The organism is Streptomyces sp. NPDC026672 (assembly GCF_040638185.1).
Lineage (GTDB): Bacteria > Actinomycetota > Actinomycetes > Streptomycetales > Streptomycetaceae > Streptomyces.
This window is the reverse complement of the sequence record NZ_JBEZXS010000004.1, coordinates 82,790-107,202: the sequence shown is the minus strand read 5'-3', so window position 1 is coordinate 107,202 and position 24,413 is coordinate 82,790. Positions and strand designations below refer to the sequence as shown.

The 24,413-nt window shown below is 72.8% G+C and carries 22 protein-coding genes; 9 read left to right on the top strand and 13 right to left on the bottom strand.

The window, feature by feature from the left end; genetic code table 11:
* Positions 1-47: 47 nt before the first annotated feature.
* From AB0F77_RS05360 to rsmI, 7 genes are all read right to left on the bottom strand, one after another.
* Positions 48-1,856: an ABC-F family ATP-binding cassette domain-containing protein gene (locus AB0F77_RS05360; protein WP_361941780.1), complete on the bottom strand. Its 1,809-nt coding sequence runs from the start codon at positions 1,854-1,856 to the stop codon at positions 48-50.
* Positions 1,857-2,004: 148 nt separating this feature from the next.
* Positions 2,005-2,898: a 4-(cytidine 5'-diphospho)-2-C-methyl-D-erythritol kinase gene (locus AB0F77_RS05355; RefSeq protein WP_361941777.1), complete on the bottom strand. Its 894-nt coding sequence runs from the start codon at positions 2,896-2,898 to the stop codon at positions 2,005-2,007.
* Positions 2,895-3,797 carry a 16S rRNA (adenine(1518)-N(6)/adenine(1519)-N(6))-dimethyltransferase RsmA gene (gene rsmA, locus AB0F77_RS05350; RefSeq protein ID WP_361941774.1) on the bottom strand — a complete coding sequence of 301 codons (903 nt, stop codon included), beginning with the start codon at positions 3,795-3,797 and terminating at the stop codon, positions 2,895-2,897. Before rsmA ends, AB0F77_RS05355 begins: the two co-directional genes overlap by 4 nt.
* Positions 3,798-3,879: 82 nt before the next feature.
* Positions 3,880-5,289: a ubiquitin-like domain-containing protein gene (locus tag AB0F77_RS05345; RefSeq protein ID WP_361941771.1), complete on the bottom strand. Its 1,410-nt coding sequence runs from the start codon at positions 5,287-5,289 to the stop codon at positions 3,880-3,882.
* 98 nt (positions 5,290-5,387) lie between these two features.
* On the bottom strand, positions 5,388-6,281 hold the full coding sequence (locus AB0F77_RS05340) for a TatD family hydrolase (protein WP_361941768.1): 894 nt from the start codon (positions 6,279-6,281) through the stop codon (positions 5,388-5,390).
* Positions 6,282-6,328: 47 nt separating this feature from the next.
* Complete coding sequence (locus AB0F77_RS05335; RefSeq protein WP_361941765.1) at positions 6,329-6,772, bottom strand: hypothetical protein; 444 nt, start codon at positions 6,770-6,772, stop codon at positions 6,329-6,331.
* A gap of 429 nt (positions 6,773-7,201) precedes the next feature.
* Positions 7,202-8,104: a 16S rRNA (cytidine(1402)-2'-O)-methyltransferase gene (rsmI, locus tag AB0F77_RS05330; RefSeq protein ID WP_361941762.1), complete on the bottom strand. Its 903-nt coding sequence runs from the start codon at positions 8,102-8,104 to the stop codon at positions 7,202-7,204.
* Positions 8,105-8,298: 194 nt separating this feature from the next.
* Here rsmI and AB0F77_RS05325 point away from each other — a divergent pair, with 194 nt between their 5' ends.
* From AB0F77_RS05325 to AB0F77_RS05315, 3 genes are all read left to right on the top strand, one after another.
* Complete coding sequence (locus tag AB0F77_RS05325) at positions 8,299-10,083, top strand: phospholipid carrier-dependent glycosyltransferase (RefSeq protein ID WP_361941759.1); 1,785 nt, start codon at positions 8,299-8,301, stop codon at positions 10,081-10,083.
* 154 nt (positions 10,084-10,237) lie between these two features.
* Positions 10,238-11,869: a penicillin-binding transpeptidase domain-containing protein gene (locus AB0F77_RS05320; protein ID WP_361941756.1), complete on the top strand. Its 1,632-nt coding sequence runs from the start codon at positions 10,238-10,240 to the stop codon at positions 11,867-11,869.
* A 105-nt stretch (positions 11,870-11,974) separates the two neighbouring features.
* The gene (locus AB0F77_RS05315) at positions 11,975-13,639 is read left to right on the top strand and encodes a penicillin-binding transpeptidase domain-containing protein (RefSeq protein WP_361941753.1); all 1,665 of its coding nucleotides are present in this window, start codon (positions 11,975-11,977) and stop codon (positions 13,637-13,639) included.
* A 192-nt stretch (positions 13,640-13,831) separates the two neighbouring features.
* Here the strand turns inward: AB0F77_RS05315 and AB0F77_RS05310 are convergent, their stop codons facing one another.
* On the bottom strand, positions 13,832-14,194 hold the full coding sequence (locus tag AB0F77_RS05310; RefSeq protein ID WP_361941750.1) for an SsgA family sporulation/cell division regulator: 363 nt from the start codon (positions 14,192-14,194) through the stop codon (positions 13,832-13,834).
* 188 nt (positions 14,195-14,382) lie between these two features.
* Here AB0F77_RS05310 and AB0F77_RS05305 point away from each other — a divergent pair, with 188 nt between their 5' ends.
* The 6 genes from AB0F77_RS05305 to AB0F77_RS05280 all read left to right on the top strand — a co-directional run bounded on the left by AB0F77_RS05305 (position 14,383) and on the right by AB0F77_RS05280 (position 19,289).
* Positions 14,383-15,426, top strand: coding sequence for an energy-coupling factor ABC transporter permease (locus AB0F77_RS05305; RefSeq protein ID WP_361941747.1), 1,044 nt, complete (start codon positions 14,383-14,385; stop codon positions 15,424-15,426).
* A 1-nt stretch (position 15,427) separates the two neighbouring features.
* A complete protein-coding gene (cbiQ, locus tag AB0F77_RS05300) occupies positions 15,428-16,189 on the top strand; it encodes a cobalt ECF transporter T component CbiQ (RefSeq protein WP_361941744.1) in 762 nt (253 codons plus the stop codon).
* Positions 16,177-16,956, top strand: coding sequence for an ABC transporter ATP-binding protein (locus tag AB0F77_RS05295; protein WP_361941741.1), 780 nt, complete (start codon positions 16,177-16,179; stop codon positions 16,954-16,956). Before cbiQ ends, AB0F77_RS05295 begins: the two co-directional genes overlap by 13 nt.
* A 69-nt stretch (positions 16,957-17,025) precedes the next feature.
* The gene (locus tag AB0F77_RS05290; protein WP_361941738.1) at positions 17,026-17,493 is read left to right on the top strand and encodes a MarR family transcriptional regulator; all 468 of its coding nucleotides are present in this window, start codon (positions 17,026-17,028) and stop codon (positions 17,491-17,493) included.
* A gap of 105 nt (positions 17,494-17,598) precedes the next feature.
* On the top strand, positions 17,599-18,045 hold the full coding sequence (locus tag AB0F77_RS05285) for an organic hydroperoxide resistance protein (protein WP_361941737.1): 447 nt from the start codon (positions 17,599-17,601) through the stop codon (positions 18,043-18,045).
* Between the two features lie 74 nt (positions 18,046-18,119).
* Positions 18,120-19,289 (top strand): serine hydrolase domain-containing protein, encoded by a 1,170-nt coding sequence (locus AB0F77_RS05280; RefSeq protein ID WP_361941734.1) that lies wholly within the window; start codon positions 18,120-18,122, stop codon positions 19,287-19,289.
* Between the two features lie 30 nt (positions 19,290-19,319).
* On the opposite strand, the gene AB0F77_RS05275 is transcribed toward AB0F77_RS05280, so the two are convergent.
* The 5 genes from AB0F77_RS05275 to AB0F77_RS05255 form a co-directional block, all read right to left on the bottom strand.
* Positions 19,320-19,595 (bottom strand): DUF1876 domain-containing protein, encoded by a 276-nt coding sequence (locus AB0F77_RS05275; protein ID WP_361941731.1) that lies wholly within the window; start codon positions 19,593-19,595, stop codon positions 19,320-19,322.
* Positions 19,596-19,674: 79 nt separating this feature from the next.
* Positions 19,675-20,565 (bottom strand): NAD(P)-dependent oxidoreductase, encoded by an 891-nt coding sequence (locus tag AB0F77_RS05270; protein ID WP_361941728.1) that lies wholly within the window; start codon positions 20,563-20,565, stop codon positions 19,675-19,677.
* A gap of 147 nt (positions 20,566-20,712) precedes the next feature.
* Positions 20,713-21,225, bottom strand: a complete 513-nt coding sequence (locus tag AB0F77_RS05265) for a YbaK/EbsC family protein (RefSeq protein WP_361941725.1) — start codon at positions 21,223-21,225, stop codon at positions 20,713-20,715.
* A gap of 142 nt (positions 21,226-21,367) precedes the next feature.
* Positions 21,368-23,584, bottom strand: coding sequence for an MMPL family transporter (locus tag AB0F77_RS05260; protein ID WP_361941722.1), 2,217 nt, complete (start codon positions 23,582-23,584; stop codon positions 21,368-21,370).
* Positions 23,585-23,712: 128 nt separating this feature from the next.
* Positions 23,713-24,312 (bottom strand): TetR/AcrR family transcriptional regulator, encoded by a 600-nt coding sequence (locus AB0F77_RS05255; protein ID WP_361941719.1) that lies wholly within the window; start codon positions 24,310-24,312, stop codon positions 23,713-23,715.
* Between the last annotated feature and the right edge of the window lie 101 nt (positions 24,313-24,413).

Genomic DNA, 24,413 nt, shown 5'->3' with positions numbered 1-24,413 from the left:
GGGCCTGTCACGGGTGTCACCACCCCGCTGTCACCGCCCCGCGCGCCTCACGCGTCCTCGGCCAGTTCCAGCCAGCGCATCTCCAGTTCCTCGCGCTCGCCGGTCAGCTCGCGCAACTGGGCGTCGAGTTCGGCCACCTTGGCGAAGTCCGTGGCGTTCTCGGCGATCCGGGCGTGCAGCGTGGACTCCTTCTCGGAGACGCGGTCCAGCTGGCGCTCGATCCGCTGGAGCTCCTTCTTGGCGGCGCGCTGGTCCGCGGCGCTCCGCTCCGGCACGGCGGCCCGGGGCGCGGTCGCGGCGGCGGACGCGGTGACCGCCTCCTCCATGCGCCGGCGCCGCTCCAGGTACTCGTCGATGCCGCGCGGCAGCATCCGCAGCGCGCCGTCGCCGAGCAGCGCGAACACCCGGTCGGTGGTGCGCTCGACGAAGAACCGGTCGTGGGAGATGACGATCATCGAGCCGGGCCAGCCGTCGAGGACGTCCTCCAGCTGTGTGAGGGTCTCGATGTCGAGGTCGTTGGTGGGCTCGTCGAGGAAGAGCACGTTGGGCTCGTCCATCAGCAGCCGCAGCAGCTGGAGGCGCCGGCGCTCACCGCCGGACAGGTCGCCCACCGGCGTCCACTGCTTCTCCTTGGTGAAGCCGAACGTCTCGCACAGCTGGCCTGCGGTCATCTCCCGGCCCTTGCCGAGGTCGACGCGCTCGCGCACCTGCTGCACGGCCTCCAGGACCCGCAAGTCGGGGTCGAGTTCGGCGACCTCCTGGGAGAGGTAGGCCAGCTTGACGGTCCGACCGACGACGACCCGCCCGGCCACCGGCTGCGTCTCGCCCTCCGAGCGCGCCGCGTCCGCCAGGGCCCGCAGCAGCGAGGTCTTGCCTGCGCCGTTGACGCCGACGAGGCCGATCCGGTCGCCCGGTCCGAGCTGCCAGGTGACGTGCTGGAGCAGCAGCTTGGGGCCGGCCTGCACGCTGACGTCCTCCAGGTCGAAGACCGTCCGGCCGAGCCGCGAGGAGGCGAACTTCATCAGCTCGGAGCTGTCCCGGGGCGGCGGCACGTCCTGGATCAGCTCGTTGGCGGCCTCCACGCGGAAGCGCGGCTTGGACGTCCGCGCGGGCGCCCCGCGGCGCAGCCAGGCCAGCTCCTTGCGGATCAGGTTCTGCCGCTTGGCCTCCTCGGTGGCGGCGATGCGCTCGCGCTCGGCCCGCGCGAAGACGTAGTCGGAGTAGCCGCCCTCGTACTCGTGGACCGTGCCGCGCTGCACGTCCCACATGCGGGTGCAGACCTGGTCGAGGAACCACCGGTCGTGGGTCACGCACACCAGCGCCGAGCGGCGCTCCTGGAGGTGCCGGGCCAGCCAGGCGATGCCCTCGACGTCGAGGTGGTTGGTGGGCTCGTCGAGGACGATCAGGTCCTGCTCCTCGATGAGCAGCTTGGCGAGCGCGATACGGCGCCGCTCACCACCGGAGAGCGGTCCGATGACCGTGTCGAGGCCCTTGGGGAAGCCGGGCAGGTCGAGCCCGCCGAACAGTCCGGTCAGGACGTCCCTGACCTTGGCGTTCCCCGCCCACTCGTGGTCGGCCATGTCCCCGATGACCTCGTGGCGCACGGTCGCGGCCGAATCGAGCGAGTCGTGCTGGGTGAGGACGCCGAGCCGCAGTCCGCCGGTGTGCGTGACCCGCCCGGTGTCGGCCTCCTCCACCTTGGCGAGCATCCGGACGAGGGTGGTCTTGCCGTCGCCGTTGCGCCCGACGACCCCGATCCGGTCCCCTTCCGACACTCCGAGCGAGACACCGTCCAGCAGGGCACGGGTGCCGTACACCTTGCTGACGTTCTCGACATTGACCAGGTTGACGGCCATTTCACTCCTGTGCGCGGGGATCGATCAGCCTTCAAGCGTAGAGCCTGCGGGGGTGGGAGCGGGGCGCGAGGGCTGGAGGGAGGGGTGGGCGGGTGCGCGGAAGGGGTGAGCCGGTGCGGACGGGGGTGCGCCCGCGCGCGCGGCGGCCTCAGAGCACCGTCGCCCCGGGCGCGGGCGCGGACGCGATGCGCACGGTCCGGCACGTCCCCGACGCCCGCAGCGCGTCCGCGACCTTCTCGGCCGGCTCGGGGCCCCGGACGAGGAACGCGGTGGTCGGGCCCGAACCGGAGACCAGCGCCGTGAGCGCGCCCGCCCCGAGGCCCGCCGCGAGGGTGTCGGCCAGCTCCGGGTAGAGGGAGAGCGCGGCCGGCTGGAGGTCGTTGGAGACGGCGGCGGCGAGGGCGTCCGGGTCGCCCTTGGCGAGCGCGGCGAGGAGTTCCGCGGACGCGACGGGCTCGGGGACCTCCCGGCCCTCGGCCAGCCGGTCGAACTCCCGGAACACCGCCGGCGTCGACAGCCCCCGCTCGGCCATCGCGAACACCCAGTGGAACGTGCCGCCGACCTCCAGCTCCGTCAGCTGCTCCCCGCGCCCGGTCCCGAGCGCCGCCCCGCCCACCAGGGCGAACGGCACGTCGCTGCCCAACCCGGCGCAGATGTCGAGGAGTTCGTCCCGCGAGGCGCCGGTCCCCCACAGCGCGTCGCACGCGAGCAGCGCCCCCGCGCCGTCCGCGCTGCCGCCCGCCATGCCCCCGGCGACCGGGATGTCCTTGGTGATGTGGAGGTGCACGGCGGGGTCGATGCCGTGGCGCGCGGCGAGTTCGAGGGCCGCGCGCGCGGCGAGGTTCGTACGGTCCAGCGGGACCTGGTCGGCGCCGGGGCCCTCGCAGGTGACGCGCAGCTCGTCGGCCGGGGTCACCGTGACCTCGTCGTACAGCCCCACCGCGAGGAAGACGTTGGCCAGGCCGTGGAACCCGTCCGGCCGGGCCGCGCCCACGGCGAGCTGGACGTTGACCTTGGCCGGGACCCGTACCGTGACGCTCACTTGCTCTCCTCGTTCGGGGGTGCGGGGGTCGTCCCCGGCGGTGATGCGGCCTCCGCGATCCGCGCGAACTCCTCCACCGTCAGCGACTCCCCGCGCGCCTGTGGCGAAACGCCGGCCGCGACCAGCGCCGCCTCGGCCGCCGCCGCGGACCCCGCCCATCCGGCGAGGGCCGCCCGCAGCGTCTTGCGCCGCTGTGCGAACGCCGCGTCGACGACCGCGAAGACCTCGCGGCGGGAGGCGGTGGTCCTGACCGGCTCGGTGCGCCGGACGAGCGAGACGAGCCCGCTGTCGACGTTCGGCGCGGGCCAGAACACATTGCGCCCGATGGCCCCGGCCCGCTTCACCTCGGCGTACCAGTTGGCCTTGACGGACGGCACGCCGTACACCTTCGAACCGGGCGCCGCGGCAAGCCGGTCGGCGACCTCGGACTGCACCATGACGAGGGTGCGCTCGATGCTCGGGAAGGTGTCGAGCATGTGCAGCAGCACGGGGACGGCCACGTTGTACGGCAGGTTCGCGACCAGGGCCGTCGGGGCGGGGCCGGGCAGTGCGTCGACGTGCATCGCGTCGGAGTGGACCAGCGCGAAGCGCTCCGCGCGCTCCGGCATGCGCGCCGCGATCGTCGCGGGCAGCGCGGCGGCCAGGACGTCGTCGATCTCGACGGCGGTGACCCGGTCGGCGGCCTCCAGCAGCGCCAGGGTGAGGGACCCGAGCCCGGGGCCGACCTCGACGACCACGTCGTCGGGGCGTACCCCGGCGGTGCGGACGATACGGCGGACCGTGTTGGCGTCGATCACGAAGTTCTGGCCGCGCTGCTTGGTGGGGCGTACGCCCAGCACTGCCGCGAGCTCACGGATGTCGGCGGGGCCGAGGAGGGCGTCGGGGGTGGGGCTGCTCACGGCACAAGGGTACGGGGCCCCGGCGCCCCCTCCCGCCGGGCGGAGCACCACGGGCACCACGGCGGACCGTCACCGGCCCGCGTCAGTCCTCCAGGCGGGAGCCGCAGTGCGGCCAGGGGCTGGTGCCGCGGCGGAGGTAGAGCCGCTTCGCCCGGTACGTCTGCTCCGCGGCGGACGCGTCCTGCGGGCGGCCCTTGCCGCCGAGGCCGCGCCAGGTGCGGGTGTCGAACTGGTACAGCCCGCCGTACGTCCCCGACGGGTCCACCGCGTGCGGGCGCCCGCCGGACTCGCAGACCGCGAGTGCCCGCCAGTCCAGGGCGTCGGCGGCGTCGGCGTCCGGCCCGGGCCTCGTGCCGACCCGCACGAGCCGCGGGCTCGGCTCCCGCACCAGCTCCACGCGCTCCCGGCGGGGCTTCTGCCGGACCCCGTCGACGCTCCGCACGAGAGAGGTGACCCGGCGCACCCCGGGCAGGCCGGGCCGGTCGATCACCTCCGTGCCCGTGAACAGCGTGGGGTCGGCGGTGCGGCGCACGGCGAAGGGGACGGTCTCCTCCCGCACCTCCTCCCGCTCTTCCCCCCACACGTCCTTCCGGCCGGTGACCCGCAGCACGGTCACCGTCTGCCCGTCGCGCGGGAAGCCGGCGGGAGGGACGGAGGTGGTGTCCCGGCCGCGCAGGGTGACCCCGGCGTCCGCCACGGCCTCGCGCACGGTCGCGGCGTTGGTGCGCACGGTCCGCGCGCGGCCGTCGGCCATGACGGTGACGCTGCGCTCGGTGCGGACGTCGAACGTGAGCCCGGCGCGTCCGATGCGCTGGGAGCGCGAGGCGGACAGATACGCGCCCTGAGCGCGTACGCCGAGCTGATCGAGCGCCCCTTCCACGGTGTGCGCCGTCGTCCACACCTCGCGCGCCCGTCCGTCGAGCGTGATCCGTACGGGGCGCCCGTAGCGCACGGCCACCGCGTCACCGCTGGTGAGCGCGGCGCCGGGGGCGGGCGCGACCACGTCGTGCGCGCCGAGCCGCACGCCCTCCTCGGCCAGCAGCTCGGTGACGTCGTCGGCGAAGGTGTGCAGGATGCGGGACCTTCCGTCGACGGTCAGCTCGATGGCCTTGTCGTCGGCGACGAACGCGGTGGTGCCGCCGGCGAGGAAGGCGACGACCAGCGCCTGTGGCAGCAGACGGCGCACGGCGGACTCCGGGCGCCGGGCGGACCGGGCAGTGCGCCGGCGCTCGGCACGGCTCGTGCGCTTCGTGCGCGCAACGGGCGCCTGCGCCCCCTGGTCGGGCGTGCGCCCCACCTGGCGCGGCACCACCGGTTCCGCGCGGGTGGGCGCGTGGGGCACGGCATACGCTCCGGCGCGCGCCGGAGCACCGGGCGCCCCTCGCACTCCGTACGCCATCGTCTGTGCGCTGTGCACATCCGGCGGTGCGCCGTGGGGTCCTGGGCCCTGGGGGTCGTGCGGGCCGTACGTCTCGTCACGCGAGGTGCTCACGCCGAAGCGCTCCCGGTGGGGCAGAGGGGTCCGGATCGGGCCCCCAGAACCTAGCGGAGCGCCCGTCACTCTCCCAAGTGGCGCGACTACCCAGCGTGTCAGCCGTCGTAGCCGAAGGCGCGGGCCGTGTTCGCCCCCAGGGCCGCGGCCAGGGTGTCCTCGTCGATGTCGCGCACGGCGGCCATCGCGCGCACGGTGACGGGGACGAGGTAGGGGGCGTTCGGGCGCCCGCGGTAGGGGGCCGGCGTCAGGAAGGGGGCGTCGGTCTCCACCAGGACCAGCTCCAGCGGGGCGACGGCGAGGGCGTCGCGCAGGTTCTGGGCGTTCTTGAAGGTGACGTTGCCGGCGAAGGACATGTAGTAGCCCTCGCGGGCGCAGATCTCCGCCATCTCCGCGTCGCCGGAGTAGCAGTGGAAGACCGTGCGCTCGGGGGCGCCCTCCTCCTTGAGGACGCGCAGGACGTCGGCGTGGGCGTCACGGTCGTGGATGACGAGGGTCTTGCCGTGCCGCTTGGCGATCTCGATGTGGGCGCGGAAGGACCGTTCCTGGGCGTCCTTGCCCTCGGGGCCGGTGCGGAAGTGGTCGAGCCCTGTCTCGCCGACGCCCTTGACCTGGGACAGCCCGGCCAGCCGGTCGATCTCGGCGAGGGCCTCGTCCAGCGCGGCGTCGCCGCCGGGCTCACGCGCGCCCTGCCGGGACCAGTTGTCGGGGTCCCCATGGACGATGCGCGGAGCCTCGTTGGGGTGCAGGGCGACGGTCGCGTGGACGTTCTCGTACGCCGCCGCGGTCTCGGCCGCCCACCGGGAGCCCTTGATGTCGCAGCCGACCTGGACGACGGTCGTCACGCCCACCGACGCGGCCTTGGCCAGGCCCTCCTCGACCGTGCCGGACTGCATGTCGAGGTGGGTGTGCGAGTCGGCGACCGGCACCCGCAGGGGCTCCGGGAGCGGCGGCGCCGCGTTCTTGTCGGCCCTGTCGGCGTTCGAAGGCATGGCCCGATCCTACGGAAGGGGCCCGCCCCCGAACGCCGGCGCCCTGCTCAGCCCGCCTTGCGCTGGAAGGGGTGGAGGAGATCGGACAGGTGCCAGTGGTGCTGCCCCTCGGCCGCCGCAGCCTGCTCCGGCACCTCGGCGGTCCCGGTCGTCCCCGTCGCGTCCGCCGTGTTCGTGCCCGCCGTGTTCGCGGGCGCGGTGCGCTCCGGGCGGCGGGCCGCGCTGCGCACGGACGAGACCTGGCCCGGCCGCATGATCCGGACGAGATGGCCGTCGCAGTTGTGGCACGTCGGCCGGCTCAGCGGGGACGGCACGAAACGGCCGTCGGCCACGTACATCACGAACTCGCTGCCGTCGGCGTCCCTGTGGTGCTCTATCTCGTACGACTGCTCCCAGCCGTGCCCGCAGCGCATGCAGGCGAAGGAATACGACTCGTGGACGACGGCCGTGGCCGTGCCGTGGAGGCCGGTCTGCCCTGCGATCTCACTCATGCGAACTGCTCCTCTTGTCCGCCGGACAAGCGTCCCCGTCGTGCGGGTTCCCCCCGGAACCCTGGGGACGAGGGACGGGTGCGTCCCTTCGACCAGTGGACGCCTCCACGGCCGTGAATGCAGCAGGTCTGCCGAGTGTTGGGGGCGATTTGGACTTTCCTTGCCGAATCGGCCCGGCGGGCAGGGGTGAGCTTTGCCTTCCGCAAGCGCCCTTTACCGTGCCGTGGGGCGCACGCTCATGGGAGGAGCGGCGCGCTCAGAGGACGCAACACCGCAGGCCAGGGGGCGCGCACTCCCGCCCCGCACGCCCCTCCCGCAAGCGCCCACGCCCGCCCGCGACTCCGGCGCGCACGGCCTCCGGATTAACCAGCGCGAACCACCGCTCACGCGCCCCGCGCGCACCCTCGCACGAGCGCCCCGGCCGAGCGCTCACACCCGCCCCGCACCCCCACTCCCGCTCGCGCTCCCGTTCCCACTCCCGCTCCCGCGCTCCGCGTTCTTCGCCGCCACCACCGCGTCGAACACCTCGCGCTTGGGGAGCCCGGCGTCGGCGGCCACCGCGGCGATCGCCTCCTTGCGGCGCTCCCCCGCCTCCTCACGCACGCGCACACGCCGTACGAGTTCCGCCGCGTCGAGCTCCTCGGGCCCGCGTTCCGGGGCGCCCTCGACGACAACGGTGATCTCGCCGCGCACGCCCTCGGCCGCCCACGCGGCGAGTTCGGCGAGGGGACCGCGCCGTACCTCCTCGTACGTCTTGGTCAGTTCCCGGCAGACGGCGGCCCGGCGTTCGGGGCCGAAGACCTCGGCCATCGCGGCGAGGGTGTCGTCCAGGCGGTGCGGGGCCTCGAAGTAGACGAGGGTGCGGCGCTCGTCCGCGGACTCCCGCAGGCGGGACAGCCGTTCGCCGGCCTTGCGCGGCAGGAACCCCTCGAAGCAGAACCGGTCGACGGGCAGCCCGGACAGCGCGAGCGCGGTGAGCACCGCGGACGGGCCGGGGACGGCGGTGACCCGGACGTCCTTCTCGACGGCAGCGGCGACCAGCCGGTACCCGGGGTCGGAGACCGACGGCATCCCCGCGTCCGTCACCAGCAGCACACGGGCGCCGCCGAGCAGTTCCTCGACCAGTTCCGGGGTCCTGGCGGCCTCGTTGCCCTCGAAGTAGGAGACGACCCGCCCCTTGGGGGTGACACCCAGCGCCTGGGTGAGCCACCGCAGCCGCCGCGTGTCCTCGGCCGCGACGATGTCGGCGCCGGCCAGTTCCTCCGCCAGCCGGGGCGGCGCGTCCGCGATGTCGCCGATGGGGGTGCCCGCCAAAACAAGGGTTCCAGTCACGCCCCCATCCTCGCAGCACCCGCGCGCTGCCCCACCGGCACGCGCGCCCGCGCGGGAGAACGGCGGGAGAGGCACGGAAGACCCCGCCGCGGACCACCGCCCGGCCCCCGGAACCGGCCTCCGAAATCGATCCCGTCACCACCCGTACCGCCCATGCGCGGGACTCACACAGAAGGGTTCCCTACGATGGCGCGGTGACCAGTACCGCGTCCTCCACGGACACCCGGCAGAGCCAGGCCCCGCACGACCAGCGGCCGGCGTGGCAGCAGCGGCTGCGCCGTTTCGGATACACGGGACACCCGTCGGGCACCACGGACCCGGCGGCGACCAGGACCGACACCACGGGTGTCGTGGAGCGCCTGGTGCCGCCGTACGCCGAGCCGAGCCCGCGCCTGTGGCTGGCGCTGGGCGTGCCGCCGGCCCTGGCCGTGCGGATCACCCGCTGGTCGGGCTGGGTGGGCCCGCTGCTGGTGACGCTCGTGGCGGGCCTGCTGCGGTTCTGGAACCTGGGCAGCCCGAGGCGGGTGATATTCGACGAGACGTACTACGCGAAGGACGCGTGGGCGCTCGTCCACCGCGGCTTCGAGGTCAGCTGGGACCAGTTGGGCAAGAACGCCAACGACCTGGTGCTCCAGAAGGGTTCGGGCGTCAGCCTGCCCTCGGATCCGGCGTACGTGGTGCATCCGCCGGTCGGCAAGTACGTGATCGGACTCGGTGAACTGGTCTTCGGGTTCGATCCGTTCGGCTGGCGGTTCATGACCGCACTGCTCGGCACGCTCAGCGTGCTGCTGCTGTGCCGCATCGGGCGCCGGATGTTCCGCTCGACGTTCCTCGGCTGCCTCGCGGGCGCGTTGATGGCCGTGGACGGACTGCACTTCGTGATGAGCCGCACCTCGCTGCTGGACGGGGTGCTGATGTTCTTCGTGGTCGCGGCGTTCGGCTGTCTGATCGTGGACCGGGACAGGTCCCGGCAGAAGCTGGCCGACGCGCTGCCGGTCGACGCGGACGGCCGGGTCCGCCCGGACGCGACGGTGGGCGACACCTTCCGGCTGGGCCTGCGCCCCTGGCGCTGGGCCGCGGGGCTGATGCTCGGTCTCGCCATCGGCACCAAGTGGAACGGCCTCTACATCCTGGCCGCGTTCTGCGTGATGGCGGTGCTGTGGGACGTCGGCGCGCGCAGGGTCGCGGGGGCCCACCACCCGTACGCGGCGGCCCTCCGGCACGACACGGGCATCACGTTCCTGGCGACCGTCCCGGTGGCGATCGGCGTGTACCTGCTGTCCTGGACCGGCTGGATCCTCTCGCCGGCCGACGGCTCCGGCGGCTACTTCCGCAACTGGGCGGCGACCGACGGCAGGGGCGGCAACTGGACGTTCCTGCCGGACTGGCTGCGCAGCCTGTGGCACTACGAGCACGAGGTGTACAAGTTCCACGTCGGCCTGTCGACGCCGCACACCTACCAGTCCAACCCGTGGAGCTGGCTCGTCCTGGGCCGCCCGGTCTCGTACTTCTACGAGTCCCCGTCGCCCGGCACGGACGGCTGCCCGGCGGACGCCGGCGAGAAGTGCGCCCGTGAGGTCCTCGCGCTCGGCACGCCGCTGCTGTGGTGGACGGCCTGCTTCGCGCTGCTGTACGTGCTGTGGCGCTGGCTGCTGCGGCGCGACTGGCGCGCGGGCGCCATCGCCTGCGGTGTCGCGGCCGGTTACCTGCCCTGGTTCATGTACCAGGAGCGGACGATCTTCCTCTTCTACGCGGTCGTCTTCGTGCCGTTCCTGTGCCTGGCGGTGGCCATGATGATCGGCGCCCTGGTCGGCCCGCCCGGCTCCAGCGACACCCGCCGCGTGGTCGGCGCGGCGAGCGCGGGCGTCCTGGTCCTCCTGATCGCCTGGAACTTCATCTATTTCTGGCCCCTGTACACGGGCACAGCCCTCCCCATCGACAACTGGCGCTCGCGGATGTGGCTGGACACCTGGGTGTGATCGGGCGGGTGTGACCGGACCGCCCGGGTCCCGGCGTGATTCGGCGTTTCGCGATCTCTGTTCGGACAAGTTCCGACAACATTGCTCAACCGTTTCCCCGGTGTCACTTAGGGTGCAAAGACCGACACGGGGGCAGGGGGAGGGGTTTCGCGTCATGCGCAACGGGGTCAAGGCCGGTGTCATAGGCGGCGTGTTCGCGGTGCTGGTCGGCGGGGCGGGGTACGGGGCGTACAACATCCTGTCCGCGCTGGACGGGAGCGGGGGCGGCCTCGTCGGCAAGAGCGCGCCCGCGGTGAAGACCGGCCCGCCGAGCAGTTCCGAGGTCCGTGAGGCCACACAGCGGTTCTTCGCCGCGTGGGAGAAGGGCGACGCGGCGACGGCGGCGACGTACACCGACGACGCGGCGAGCGCCGAACAGCTGCTGACCGCCTACGGCGCGGACGCCCACATCGGCGGGGTGCACATCACGCCCGGCACGGCGACCGGCACCACCGTGCCGTTCACGGTGAAGGCGACCGTGTCGTACGAGGGGAAGTCCAAGCCCCTCGACTACGAGAGCGAGTTGACGGTCGTGCGCGGTGTGACCACGCACCGCGCCCTCGTCGACTGGAGCCCGTCCGTCGTCCATCCGCAGCTCCAGCAGGGCGACACCCTGGTCACCGGCGAGTCGGCGGCGCCGCCCATCGAGGCGGTGGACCGCAACGGGGTCGTGCTGACGAAGGAGAAGTACCCGTCCCTGGGCCCGATCCTGGACGAGCTGCGCGCCAAGTACGGCGACAAGGCGGGCGGCACACCCGGGGTGGAGCTGGCGATCCGGCACGAGGCGGACGGCGCCCCGGACACCCCGCTGGTCACCCTCGCCACGGGCAGGGCGGGCCGGCTGACGACCACGCTGAGCGCGTCCGCGCAGGCCGCGGCCGAGACGGCGGTGAGCAAGTACGCCGAGTCGTCCGTGGTGGCGGTCAAGCCGAGCACGGGCGAGGTGCTGGCGGTCGCCAACCACCGCCAGGACGGCTTCAACGCGGCCTTCCTCGGCAAGCTGGCCCCCGGCTCCACGATGAAGATCCTCACCGCGGCCACGCTGATCGACAACGGGATCACCTCGATGAACGGCCCGGCCCCATGCCCGGACTCCGCGGTGTCGCTGAGCCAGACCTTCCACAACCTCACCGGTCTCCAGCCGGACGAACACGCCACGCTCTCCGAGAGCTTCGCCCGCTCGTGCAACACGGCCTTCGTGAAGTTCGCGGACGAGGTGAACCCGGACACGCTGACCCGGGAGGCCGAGGACCGCTTCGGGCTCGGGCGGGACAACTGGCAGACGGGCATCCCGTCCTTCGACGGCTCGGTCCCCGCCTCCGGCGGCCCGGACAAGGCCGCCAACATGATCGGCCAGGGCCAGGTCCAGATGAACCCGCTCAACATGGCGTCCGTGACGGCGACCGCGATGACGGGGGCCTTCCGCCAGCCGATCCTCGTACCGCTGAAGCTGGACGACCGTCAACGGGCACAGGCGCGGGGGCTGTCGGCGGGCACGGTGCAGCAGCTGCGCGCGATGATGAACCGCACGGCGACCAGCGGCACCGCGGCCGGTGTGATGTCCGGTCTGGGCGGCAGCATCGGCGCGAAGACCGGTTCGGCGGAGGTCGACGGACAGTCGAAGTCGAACAGCTGGTTCACCGGTTACCGCAACGACGTCGCGGCGGCGGCCATGACGCAGGACGGCGGTCACGGCATCGACGCGGCCGGCCCGATTGTCGCAGCTGTGCTACGGACCGCGGGCTGAGCCGGTCACGACGGCACGGGACTCTAGGCTGGTAGCCGTCGTTGTGGTGTGTGTGGGACACGAGGGCGGCGGGGGACCCTGGGCGAGGCGCGGAGGATCTGAGCAGTGGGCAAGAGAAGGCGTGTCGCGGAACGGCGGACGAAGAGACCCGCGGTGGTCGGCGGCACGATCGCCGTGGCCGTCGTGGGCGCCGGGTTCGGCGCCTACGCGCTGCTGGGCGGCGGTGGAGCGGCGGCCGAGGACGAGACGCACACCACGGCGGCCCACGTGAAGACGGGGCCGCTGTCCGCGAGCGAGGTGCGGACGGCGTCCGCGCGCTTCCTGACCGCGTGGCAGCAGGGCCGGGTCGCCGAGGCCGCCGACGCCACGGACGACGTGGGCGCGGCCACGTCGCTGCTCACCGGCCTGACCGAGAGCGCGCATCTGACGGGCGTGACGCTGGCGCCGGGCGTCGCCGAGGGCGACCGGGTCCCGTTCTCCGTGAAGGCCACGGTGACCTTCCAGGGCGTCAGCAAGCCGCTCGCGTACGACAGCGCGCTCACGGTCGTGCGCAACAAGCTGAACGGCGAGCCGCTGGTCGGCTGGCACGCGGCCGTCGTCCACCCGGACCTCAAGGACGGGGACACGCTGGTCACCGGCGAGTCGGGCACCCCACCGGTCAAGGCGCTGGACCGCGAAGGGAACGAGCTGACCGCGGCGGCCTTCCCGTCCCTGGGGACGGTGCTGGACGGGCTGCGGGAGAAGTACGGCAAGAAGGCGGGCGGCAAGGCCGGCGTCGAGCTGCGGGTGGTGCGCGGCAAGGAGTCGAAGAAGGCCGAGCTGTCCGACAAGACGGTCCTCGAACTGAGCGAGGGCACGCCGGGCACGGTGAAGACCACGCTGGACCCGGACCTGCAGAAGGTGGCCGAGCAGCAGGTCGAGGGCCGGCCGCAGGCGTCGGTCGTCGCGCTGCGGCCGTCGACCGGTGAGGTGCTGGCGGTGGCCAACTCCGGCCACGGCTTCAACACGGCCTTCCAGGGCTCGCTGGCGCCCGGCTCCACGATGAAGGTCGTCACGTCGTCGCTGCTGATCGAGAAGGGGCTGGCGTCGGCGGACAAGAAGCACCCCTGTCCGAAGACGTTCACGTACGGCGGGTGGAAGTTCCACAACGACGACGACTTCGAGATCAAGGGCGGCACGTTCAAGGCGAGTTTCGCGCGTTCCTGCAACACCGCCTTCATCAGCCAGGCGAAGAAGCTGCACGACGACGACCTGACGAAGCAGGCGCAGCAGGTGTTCGGGCTGTCGATGAACAACTGGGCGATCGGCGTGCCGACCTTCGACGGGTCGGTGCCGGTGCAGTCGGCGGCGCAGATGGCGGCCTCGCTGATCGGTCAGGGCGGGGTGCGGATGAACCCGCTGAACATGGCGTCGGTGGCGTCGACGGTGAAGACGGGCACGTTCCACCAGCCGTACCTGGTGGACCCGTCGTTCGACCACCGCACGCTCGTGAAGGCCACGCGGACGATGTCGGCGGGCACGCTCGCGCAGCTGCGCGAGCTGATGAACTACACGGCGGCGTACGGCACGGCGGCCGAGGCCATGTCCGGTCTCGGGCCCGACTACGGCGCCAAGACCGGCTCGGCCGAGGTCGACAACCAGAAGAAGCCCAACGGCTGGTTCACGGCCTACCGCGGTGACCTCGCCGCCGCGGGCGTGGTCCAGGCGGGCGGCCACGGCGGTGACACGGCCGGTCCGATCGTCGCGTCCCTCCTGAAGGCGGGCGGCTGACCGTCGCCCCCGACGTCTAGGGCGTGTTTCGAAAGTCCCGCCTGGCCCGCGACGCCTGGCACGCACACTCGCTGCGTTGTCGGAACGCCCAAGTACATCCAGTACGAGGGCGATCCTCCGCCTTGCGACTGCACGCACCAGACGCCGCGGGCCCCGCCCTCCGGGCGGACGGCGCCACTTTCGAAACACGCCCTAGCGGGTCACCGGCTCCGCGGCCATGTACGTGCGGCGCAGGAAGCGGAGCAGGGCCTTCGACTCGAACTGGACGACCGAGACGCCGTGCGCCGAGTGGAACTCCACGACGGCCTGGACCCGGCCGCAGGGCCACACCCGTACGCCGCCGCTCTCGGCCGGGGCCCGCAGGCCCTGTTCGAGCAGCGAGCGGGAGAAGGTCCACTCGTGCGGTCCGGGCAGGGGCTCGGGCAGGCCGATCCGCACCGACCGCGGGTCGGCCTCGGGGTCGTACCGCAGGATGACGGGAACGGCGCCGGGGTCGGTGGGATCGTCCTCGTCCGTGACGATGTGGACGCGTGCGTACTGCTCGACTACGGACATCGGACGGCCCCTAACGCTGCGTGACCTGTATGAAAGCTGTGCATCCGCCTCCTCCTCCAATGTCGCATATTTCCTGTTTTGCGCTCACCGGAGCGGTGAACCCGCCCCGATGAGCACACCCTTCTCCCCGCAATGCACGACCTCCTCGCTCTTGCAAAAGGTTCGCAACAAGCCACTAAAATCGAACGGTGCATGTACCTGACGGATTCATCGACGCCCCCGTCTCCGGGGTCACCGGAGTGGTCGCCGCCGGCGCCATCGCCGTGAGCCTGCGCGGCGCCCGCCGCGAGCTCGACGAGCGCACCGCTCCGCTGGCCGGACTCGTCGCGGCGTTCATCTTCGCGGTGCAGATGCTGAACTTCCCGGTCGCGGCCGGGACCAGTGGCCATCTGCTGGGCGGCGCCCTCGCCGCCATCCTCGTCGGCCCCTACACAGGTGTTCTCTGCGTGTCCGTCGTCCTGCTCATGCAGGGCATCCTCTTCGCGGACGGCGGACTGACCGCGCTCGGCGTGAACATCACCGACATGGCGATCGTCACGACCGTCGTGGCGTACGCCGTCTTCCGCGGCCTGGTCAAGGTGCTGCCGCGCACCCGGCGCTCGGTGACCGGCTCCGCCTTCGTGGCCGCGCTGGTCTCGGTGCCGGCCGCCGCGGTCGCCTTCACCCTGATCTACGCGATCGGCGGCACCACCGACGTCGCCATAGGCAAGGTCGCCACGGCGATGATCGGCGTCCACGTGCTCATCGGCGTCGGCGAGGCCGTCATCACCGCGCTCACCGTCGGCGCCGTCGTCGCCGTGCGGCCCGACCTCGTGTACGGCGCCCGGGGCCTCCGGCAGCGCCTCAAGCTGCGGGTGAACGGCGAGCTCGTCGACACGCCCGGCGCCGAACCGGTGCCCGTGGCAGCCCGCTCGCACCGCAAGGTGTGGATCACCGGCCTGGTGGCCTCGCTGGTGCTCGCCGGCTTCGTCAGCTTCTACGCCTCCGCCGACCCCGACGGCCTGGAGAAGGTCGCCCACGACAAGGGCATCGACACGAAGACCGAGGAGCACGCGTCGGCCGACTCGCCGCTCGCCGACTACGGGGTCAAGGACGTCTCCGACGCCCGGCTGTCCGGCGGGCTCGCCGGCGTGATCGGCGTGGGCGTCACCGTCGTCGCGGGCAGCGCGGTCTTCTGGGCGGTGCGCAGGCGCCGCGGCGCGGACGTCTCCCCCGTGAGCACAGGAATCTGACATGGGCTCCGGGCACGCGCACCGGCTGTACCGGCACGGGCACTCACCCGTGCACTCACTGCCGCCGCACACCAAGCTCGCCGCCGCCTTCGCCTTCGTGGTGGTCGTGGTGTCGACACCGCGGGAGGCGATCTGGGCGTTCGGGCTCCACGCCGTCCTGCTCGCCCTCGTGGCGTCCTACGCGCAGGTGCCCGCCCCCTTCCTCCTCAAACGGCTGCTGATCGAAGTGCCGTTCGTCGCCTTCGCCGTCCTGATGCCGTTCGTGGCGGAGGGCGAGCGGGTCGACGTCCTCGGACTGTCGCTGAGCGTCAACGGCCTGTGGGGCGCCTGGAACGTGCTCGCCAAGGGCACGCTCGGCGTCGCCGCCTCGGTCCTGCTGGCCGCCACCACCGAACTGCGCGAGCTGCTGCTCGGCCTCCAGCGGCTCAGGCTGCCCCCGCTGCTCGTCCAGATCGCCACGTTCATGATCCGCTACGGCGACGTCATCACCGACGAGATGCGGCGCATGCGCATCGCGCGGGAGTCGCGCGGCTTCGAGGCCCGGGGCGTACGGCACTGGGGCGTGCTCGCCAAGTCGGCGGGCGCCCTGTTCATCCGCTCCTACGAACGCGGCGAGCGGGTCCACCTGGCCATGGTCAGCCGCGGGTACGCCGGTTCGATGCCGGTGATCGACGAGGTGAGCGCGGACCGCGCCCAGTGGTCGTACGCCCTCGCCCTCCCCCTCGCCGCCCTCGTCGTCTGTCTGCTGGGATGGACCCTGTGACTGCTGCCACCGACAACACGCCCGCGTCCCTGGAGGTCTCCGGCCTCGCCTTCGCCTACCCCGACGGCCACCAGGCCCTGTTCGGCGTGGACTTCGCTGTCGGCCGGGGCGAGCGGGTCGCGCTGCTCGGCCCGAACGGCGCCGGCAAGACGACCCTCGTGCTGCACCTCAACGGCATCCTGAGCGGCGGCGCGGGCACCGTGACCGTGGCCGGGCTGCCGGTCGGCAGGAAGCACATGGCGGAGATCCGGCGCCGGGTCGGGATCGTCTTCCAGGACCCGGACGACCAGCTGTTCATGCCGACCGTGCGCGAGGACGTGGCGTTCGGTCCCGCGGCGGCCGGGATGAAGGGGCCCGAGCTGGAGGAGCGGGTGCGCACGGCCCTTGAGCGGGTCGGCATGGCGGAGTTCGCCGACCGGCCGCCGCACCACCTGTCGTTCGGGCAGCGCCGCCGGGTCGCCGTCGCCACCGTCCTCGCGATGGAGCCGGAGATCCTCGTCCTGGACGAGCCCTCCTCCAACCTCGACCCCGCCTCCCGCCGTGAACTGGCCGACATCCTGCGCTCGTTGGACGTCACCGTGCTGATGGTCACGCACGACCTGCCGTACGCGCTGGAGCTGTGCCCGCGCGCGCTGATCCTCAGCGACGGGGTGATCGCGGCGGACGGCCCGACCGGCGAGGTGCTGTCCGACGACACCCTGATGCGCACCCACCGCCTGGAACTCCCCTTCGGCTTCGACCCGAGGTCGGTGACGGCGGGAACGTGATCACCGCCACGCGGCGGGGATGACGCGTTTCCGTGACGGCCGTCCCGGTGCGTCCGTGAGAATGGGCGCGTGACGCGTCAAGACGAACAAGGGGCCGCCGCTTCGCTGTCGCTGGACGACCAGCTGTGCTTCGCGCTCTACGCCGCCCAGCGCGCGCTGACCGCCGCGTACCGTCCGCTGCTCGACGAACTCGGGCTGACCTACCCGCAGTACCTCGTCCTGCTCGCGCTGTGGGAGCGGGGGCAGACCACGGTGAAGGAACTGACCGGCGCGCTCCGGCTCGACTACGGCACGATGTCGCCGTTGCTCAAGCGGCTGGAGGGCGCCGGTCTCGTGCGCCGGGAGCGCTCGGCCCGCGACGAGCGCTCGGTGCTCGTGGTGTGCACCCGGCGCGCGGAGGAACTGAGGGAGCGCGCGGCGCGCGTACCCGGCGCGCTGCTCACGACGACGGGGCTCGCCGCATCCGAAGTGGCGCGGTTGCGCGCGGAGTTGTGGGGCATCGCGGAGCGCGCGGAGGCGGCCTCCGCGCGCCGCTGATCCCCGGCCGCGCACGGTCCCCACCCCTGCCGACGAACGGCCCCCTACCGACCAGTACCTTGTGCACGATGTTCTTGTGCGCACTTGTTTCTGGGGAGCCCCGCCATGACTGACGGCGCCGTTGTCGACACCCGCCCGACGAAGATCGTGTACGTCGCCGAAGCCACCGCACACGGTGGCCGCGACGGCTTCGTCACCAGCCAGGACGGCCACATCGGCCTCAAGGTCGCGATGCCCCCGCAACTCGGCGGCGACGGCGACGGCACCAACCCCGAGCAGCTGTTCGCCGCCGGCTACAGCTCCTGCTTCCACAACGCCCTGATCATGGTCGGCAACCGCTCGGGCTACGACCTGACCGGCTCCACGGTCGCCGCCAAGGTCGGCATCGGCCCCAACAAGCACCGCGGCTACGGCCTCGCGGTCGCCCTGAACGTCTCGCTGCCCGTCCTCGACGCGGACGTCGCGGCCAAGCTGGTCGACGAGGCGCACGAGGTCTGCCCGTACTCCAACGCCACCCGAGGCAACATCGATGTAACGATCGTCCTCGGCTGACGCAACGAAGGAATCGCAGGCTTGTCACAGGGGTTGCACCCACTGTCGAAGGCGAGCCGAAGGGAAGTGCGGACGTGAGCGGCACGGTCGTGAACGGCACGGTGGCCGGGGGCTTCGAGCCCGTCCGGGAGGCGTTCGTCCGCAACTTCGAGCTGCTCGGGGAGCGGGGCGCGGCGGTGTCCGTCTACCGCGACGGGCACCGGGTCGTCGACCTGTGGGGCGGCACCCGCGACATCGACGGCGACGCGCCCTGGGAGCGGGACACCGCCCAGGTCGTGCGCTCCGCGACGAAGGGCGTGGCCGCCGCCGCGCTGCTGCTCCTGCACCAGCGCGGCGAGCTGGATCTGGACGCGCCGGTCGGCGCGTACTGGCCGCAGTTCAAAGCGGCGGGCAAGGAGCGCACCCTGGTGCGGCATCTGCTCGCGCACCGCGCCGGCGTGCCCGTGCTCGACCGGCCGCTGACGCCCGAGGAGGCCGCCGACCCCGATCTCGGCGCGGCGGCCGTCGCCGCGCAGGCGCCGGTGTGGGAGCCGGGCACGGACCACGGCTACCACGCGCAGACCTACAGCTGGCTGACCGGCGAGCTGGTGCGGCGCGTCACCGGGCGCCCGGTCGGCGAGTGGATCGCGGCCGAGATCGCCCGGCCCGTCGGCGCGGAGCTCTGGCTCGGTGTGCCCCCGTCCGAGCAGCCGCGCGTGGGGCGCGTCGGACCGGCCGAGGTCCCGGAGGCGGAGGGCGCGCTGCGCACCCGTCCCAAGCGGGCCGTCGCCGAGGCGTACGCCGACCCCGGATCCCTGACCCGCCGTGCCTTCGCCGCGATCACACCGCTCCCGGACGAGAACTCCCGCGCGTACCGGGCCGCCGCCCTGCCCGCCTCCAACGGTGTCGCCACCGCCGAGGGCCTGGCGCGTTTCTACGCCTCCCTGATCGGCGAAGTGGACGGCGGACGACGGCTGTTCACCGCCGGGACGACCGAACTCGCCCGCGCCGAGGAGTCGGCGGGCCCCGACCGCGTGCTGGTCGTCGGCACCCGCTTCGGCCTCGGCTACATGCTGCACGGCGTCGCCTCGCCGCTGCTGTCGCCCGGCTCCTTCGGCCACCCGGGACGCGGGGGCTCGCTCGCGTTCGCCGACCCGGAGTCGGGCCTCGCGTTCGGCTACGTGACCAATGGCTTCCGGCCCGGCGTGACCGCCGATCCGCGCGCCCAGGCGCTGGTCAAGGCGGTGCGGACGGCACTCGCGTAGCCGTCCGCGCCGCCCCGGCCCACGGGTTCCTCAGACGTTGATCGGGTGCGAGACGCGCCCGGACTCCGAGTCGATCTCCGTGTGCGCCTTGGTGAGCAGCTGCATGGCCAGCTCGTTCAGGGCGCGGGCGCCGGCGATCTCCTCGCCGACGCGCGGTTGGTTGGTGTCGGTGCGGTGCCGGCTGGCGTGACCGTGCGCCCGCACCTCCGTCCCGTCGGGCAGGCGTACCAGGGCCACCGCCCGCGTGTGCTGGTCGTCCTCCACGAACTCCAGCTCGATGTGCCATCCCACCGCGGTGTGCATCATGACGACCACCTCCGGAATCGCTCCTACCAGGGTGCGCCTCCGGTGCCGGGACGTCACGTCGGACACCGCCGCCGCTCGCTCAGGTGGCGGGCTTCTCCTCGAAGCTGGCGAAGTAGGCGGCCACCATGTCCTCGTCCGCGTGCCCCTGCGCGGCGGCGCGGGCGAGCCGGTCGGCCGTGGCGGCGGCGACGTCCAGCCGCACCCCGCTCCGCTCGCCCGCCCGCACGATCAGCCGGGCGTCCTTCTCGGCGGTGGTCACCGCGAACTGGGCCGGGGTCAGCCGCCCCTCCAGCACCATCCCGGCCTTGGCGCGCAGATAGCCCATGTCGAGGGGGCCGCCGGCGATGAGGCCGAAGAAGTCGTCCGGGTCGACGCCGAGCGCCTGGGCGAGGGCGAGGACCTCGCCGGTGGCGGCCGTGGCCGCGAGGACCCAGCTGTTGGCGACCAGCTTGAGCCGGGTCGCACCGGCCTGGGACGCGTCCTCGCCGGTCCACAGGGTGCGGGCGCCGATCGCGTCGAAGACCGGTACGACCGTCTCCCGGCCCTTCTCGGGGCCCGCGGCGAGCACGGTGAGCTGCCCGGCCTCGGCGGGTTGCCGGGTGCCGAGCACGGGGGCGTCGTAGAAGACCAGCCCGTACTGCTCGGCGAAGGCGGCCAGTTCGGGGATCGAGTCGACGGCCGCGGTGGTGGACTGCGCCCACACGGCGCCCCGGGGCAGTGCGGGGGCGGCCTCGCGCATCACGTCGAGGACGGCGGCGCCGTCGTACAGCATGGTCAGCACGGCGTCGGCGCCGCGCACGGCCTCGGCCGGCGAACCGGCGACCTGCGCGCCGTCGGCGGCCAGCGGCTCGGCCTTGGCGGGGGTGCGGTTCCACACCCGCACGGTGTGTCCCGCGCGGACGAGGTTGCGGGCCATCGCGGCGCCCATGATGCCGGTGCCCAGGACGCTCACGGTGAGCTTGTCGGTCATACGTCGCTTCCCTGTTCTCGTTGCTTCCCGTTCGACGCTGTCCTTCCCCAGTTTCCCGCACCACCGGGGCGAACGGATCATCCGCCGTGCGGCATCAGCCCGATGCCCGCCCCGACCAGGATCGAGGACTCCCGCAGCGCGTCGGGGTCACGCAGTGCGCTCGCGTACGTCCACGAGGGTGGCGCCCGCGTGGGCGACGAGGTCGCCGGGGGCCATCGGGAAGACGGTGTACGGGGTGCCCGCGGCGGCCCAGACCACGTCGTGGGCGAGCAGAGAGCGGTCGGCGAGGACCCGGGTGCGGGTGCGGTGCCCGAAGGGCGGCACCCCGCCGATGGCGTAGCCGGTGGTCTCGCGGACGACGTCGGCCCGGGGCCGGGTGACCCGTCCGGCGCCGAGTTCCGCGCGCACGAGGTCCAGGTCGACGCGGGAGGCGCCGTCCATGAGGACGAGGACCGGGTCACCGTCCGCGGCGAAGACGAGCGACTTGCAGATCTGGCCGAGTGCGCAGCCGACCGCGGCGGCGGCCTCGGCGGCGGTGCGCGTGGCGTCCGGGAAGCGCCGGATACGCGAGTGCAGCTCGCCGAGGCCCAGTTCCTCCAGGGCTGCGGCGAACCGGGGGTGGGCTCCGGAGCCCTCGGCGTCGGTGGCGGCTGTGGTCATGGACGGCACCGTAGTGGTGCGCGCGGACGGCACGCGACCAGGTTTCCGGCACGAAAAGGCCGGTGAGGGCAGCCCCGTCCCCACGGAACCCTCACCGGCCGGCTTTTCGTACGCCCCCGATCGCGGCCAACCCGACGAAGCGCTACGCGCGGACGAGCTCCCGCTCGTCGTCCAGGGGACCGTCCTCGTGGGCGCGCAGGCCCTCGCCCTCGACGTCGACGTTGGGCAGGGCGCGGTCCAGCCACTTCGGCAGCCACCAGGCGCGGCGGCCGAGCAGGGCGAGCACCGCCGGGACGATCGCCATGCGGACGACGAACGCGTCGAAGAGAACGGCGACCGCGAGTCCGAAGCCAATCATCTTGATCATGGCCTCGCTGGAGCCGATGAAGCCGGAGAAGACGGCGATCATGATGACGGCGGCGGCCGTGACGACCCGGGCGCCGTGCCGGAAGCCGGTGACGACGGCCTGGCTCGGCGTCTCCCCGTGGACGTACGCCTCCCGCATCCGGGTCACGAGGAACACCTCGTAGTCCATGGCGAGGCCGAAGACCACGCCGACCATGAAGATCGGCATCATCGACATGACCGGGCCGGTCTCCTCGACGCCCATCAGGCCGGACAGCCAGCCCCACTGGAAGACCGCGACGACGGCACCGAGGGCCGCGAGCACGCTGAGCAGGAAGCCGAGGGCCGCCTTCAGCGGGACGAGGACCGAGCGGAACACCACGATCAGCAGCAGGAAGGCGAGTCCCACGACGAGCGCGAGGTACGGGACCAGCGCGTCGTTCAGCTTCTGCGAGACGTCGATGTTCATGGCCGTCGAGCCGGTGACGAGGACCTTGGCGTCGGTGTCGGCGGTGATCTCCGCGCCCTTGCCGCGGATCGCGTGGACCAGGTCCTCGGTGGTCGACGAGGACGGCTTGGACTTGGGGACCACGGTGATGGTGGCGGTGTCACCGGCCGGGTTGGGCGCGGCCGGGGTCACCGTCACGACGTCGTCGAGGCCCTTGATCTGGTCGCCGACCTCGGTGAACGCGCTCTTGGGGTGGGCGCTGCCCTTGGCGTCGACGACGACCAGCAGCGGTCCGTTGAAGCCGGGCCCGAAGCCCTCGGAGAGCAGGTCGTAGGCGCGGCGCTGGGTGGTGGAGGTGGGCTGGGAGCCGTCGTCGGGCAGGCCCAGCTGGAGGGAGGCGGCCGGGACGGCGGCGGCGCCGAGGCCGACGACGCCCAGCAGGAGGACGGCGACCGGGCGCCGTACGACGAAGCTCGCCCAGCGGGTGCCCATGTTGGGCTTGCCTGCCTTGCCCGCGCGGGCGGCGCGGTTGCCACCGAGGAACCTGCTCTTCACGCCGGTCGGGCGGACCCGGCGGCCCGCGTAGCCGAGCAGGGCGGGGATCATCGTCAGGGCGATCAGCACCGCGACGGCGACCGTGCCGGCGGCGGCGACGCCCATCTTCGTCAGCATCGGGATGTTGACGACCGACAGGCCGACCAGGGCGATCACGACGGTGAGGCCGGCGAAGACCACGGCCGAGCCGGCGGTGCCGACGGCGCGTCCCGCGGCCTCCTCGCGCTCGCGGCCCTCGGCGAGTTCGGCGCGGTAGCGGGAGACGATGAACAGGGCGTAGTCGATGCCGACGGCGAGGCCGATCATGGAGGCCAGGATGGAGGTGGTGGAGCCGAGGTCCAGGGCGCTCGCGAGCGCGGTGACGGTGGAGACGCCGATGCCCACGCCGATCAGGGCGGTCAGCAGCGGCAGCCCGGCCGAGAGCAGCGAGCCGAAGGTGATGACGAGGACGACGGCGGCGATGGCGATGCCGATGACCTCGGTGGCGCCGGTCTCGGGCGCGGTGTTGAGGGCGTCACCGCCGACCTCGACGGTCAGTCCGGCGTCCCGCGCGTCCTGCGCGGCCTCCTCCAGGGCGGTGCGCGAGGCGTCCTCCAGCTCGATGCCGGAGACCTTGTACTTCACCGAGGCATAGGCGATCGTGCCGTCCTGGCTGACGGCGTGCCCGGTGTAGGGGTCGGCGACCGAGGCGACCTCGGAGCCGTCGGACAGCTCCCGGACGGTCTTCTCGACGGTGGCCTTGTTGTCGGCGTCGGTCATCTTCGCGCCGCCGGGCGCCTTGAAGACGACGCGGGCCGTGGCACCGTCGGCGCTGGCTCCGGGGAAGCGCTGTTCCAGCAGGTCGAATGCTTTCTGCGCTTCCGTTCCCGGAATGGAGAAGGACGAGTTGCCGGCGGCTGGGGCGTTGGCCGCGCCGACGCCGGCGAGCGTCAGCAGGGCAACCCAGATCAGGGCGACGAAGTGCCGTCGCCTGAAGGCGAGCCGGCCCAGTCGATAGAGGAACGTGGCCACGAGGGCGTACTCCCGGTCAGTCGTGGGGTGTTCAGGGCAGGGGTGATCGGCCCGTGGGTGCAGGCGTGATCGGCCCGACGACGTGAGCGGTGGCGTCAGGTGAGGCCGTGAGGCCGGTGAGGAACTGCTCAGGCGGTGGGGACGCCGAGGGCGGGGAGGACCACGGCGTCGATGTACGAGATGAGGAACGCCTGAGTGGGCGGCTGGTCGTCGAACAGCGCCCGGGTGGCGAAGCCGCCGACCATCATGTGCAGCAGGAAGTCGAGCGCCGGGCGGCCCTCCTGGACCTCGCCCCGGTCGATCGCCCGCTGGAGCACCTTCTGGAACCCGCTCATCTCGGGGTCCAGAAGATGGGCCCGGAACGCCTGGCCGAGGTCGGGGTTGGAGTGGATGGCCATGGCCACGCCGCGCATGAGCGCGGAGTTCTGCTCGATGGTGCAGTCGTCCTCGACCGTCACCATGGCGTGCAGGTCGCCCCGCAGGCTGCCGGTGTCGATCTCGTCGAGGCGGTGCCGCTTGCCGTGCCGGACGGCCTTCACGACCAGCTCGGCCTTCCCGCCCCACTGGCGGTAGAGGGTGGCCTTGCTGGAGCGGGTGCGGGCGGCCACGGCGTCCATGGTGAGGGCGTCGTAGCCGACCTCGCGGAGCAGGTCGAGCACGGCCTCGTACAACTCGGCCTCGCGCTCGGGTGTGATGCGACTGCGGCGCGCCGTCGCGGCCTCGGTCATGTCCCTCACCCTCTCCTGCTCCGAACGACACGGTTTCGTACATGACGAATGTACCGCAGCCCTCATCGAAACGAAACTGTTTCGTACGTGGGTTGGGTCAC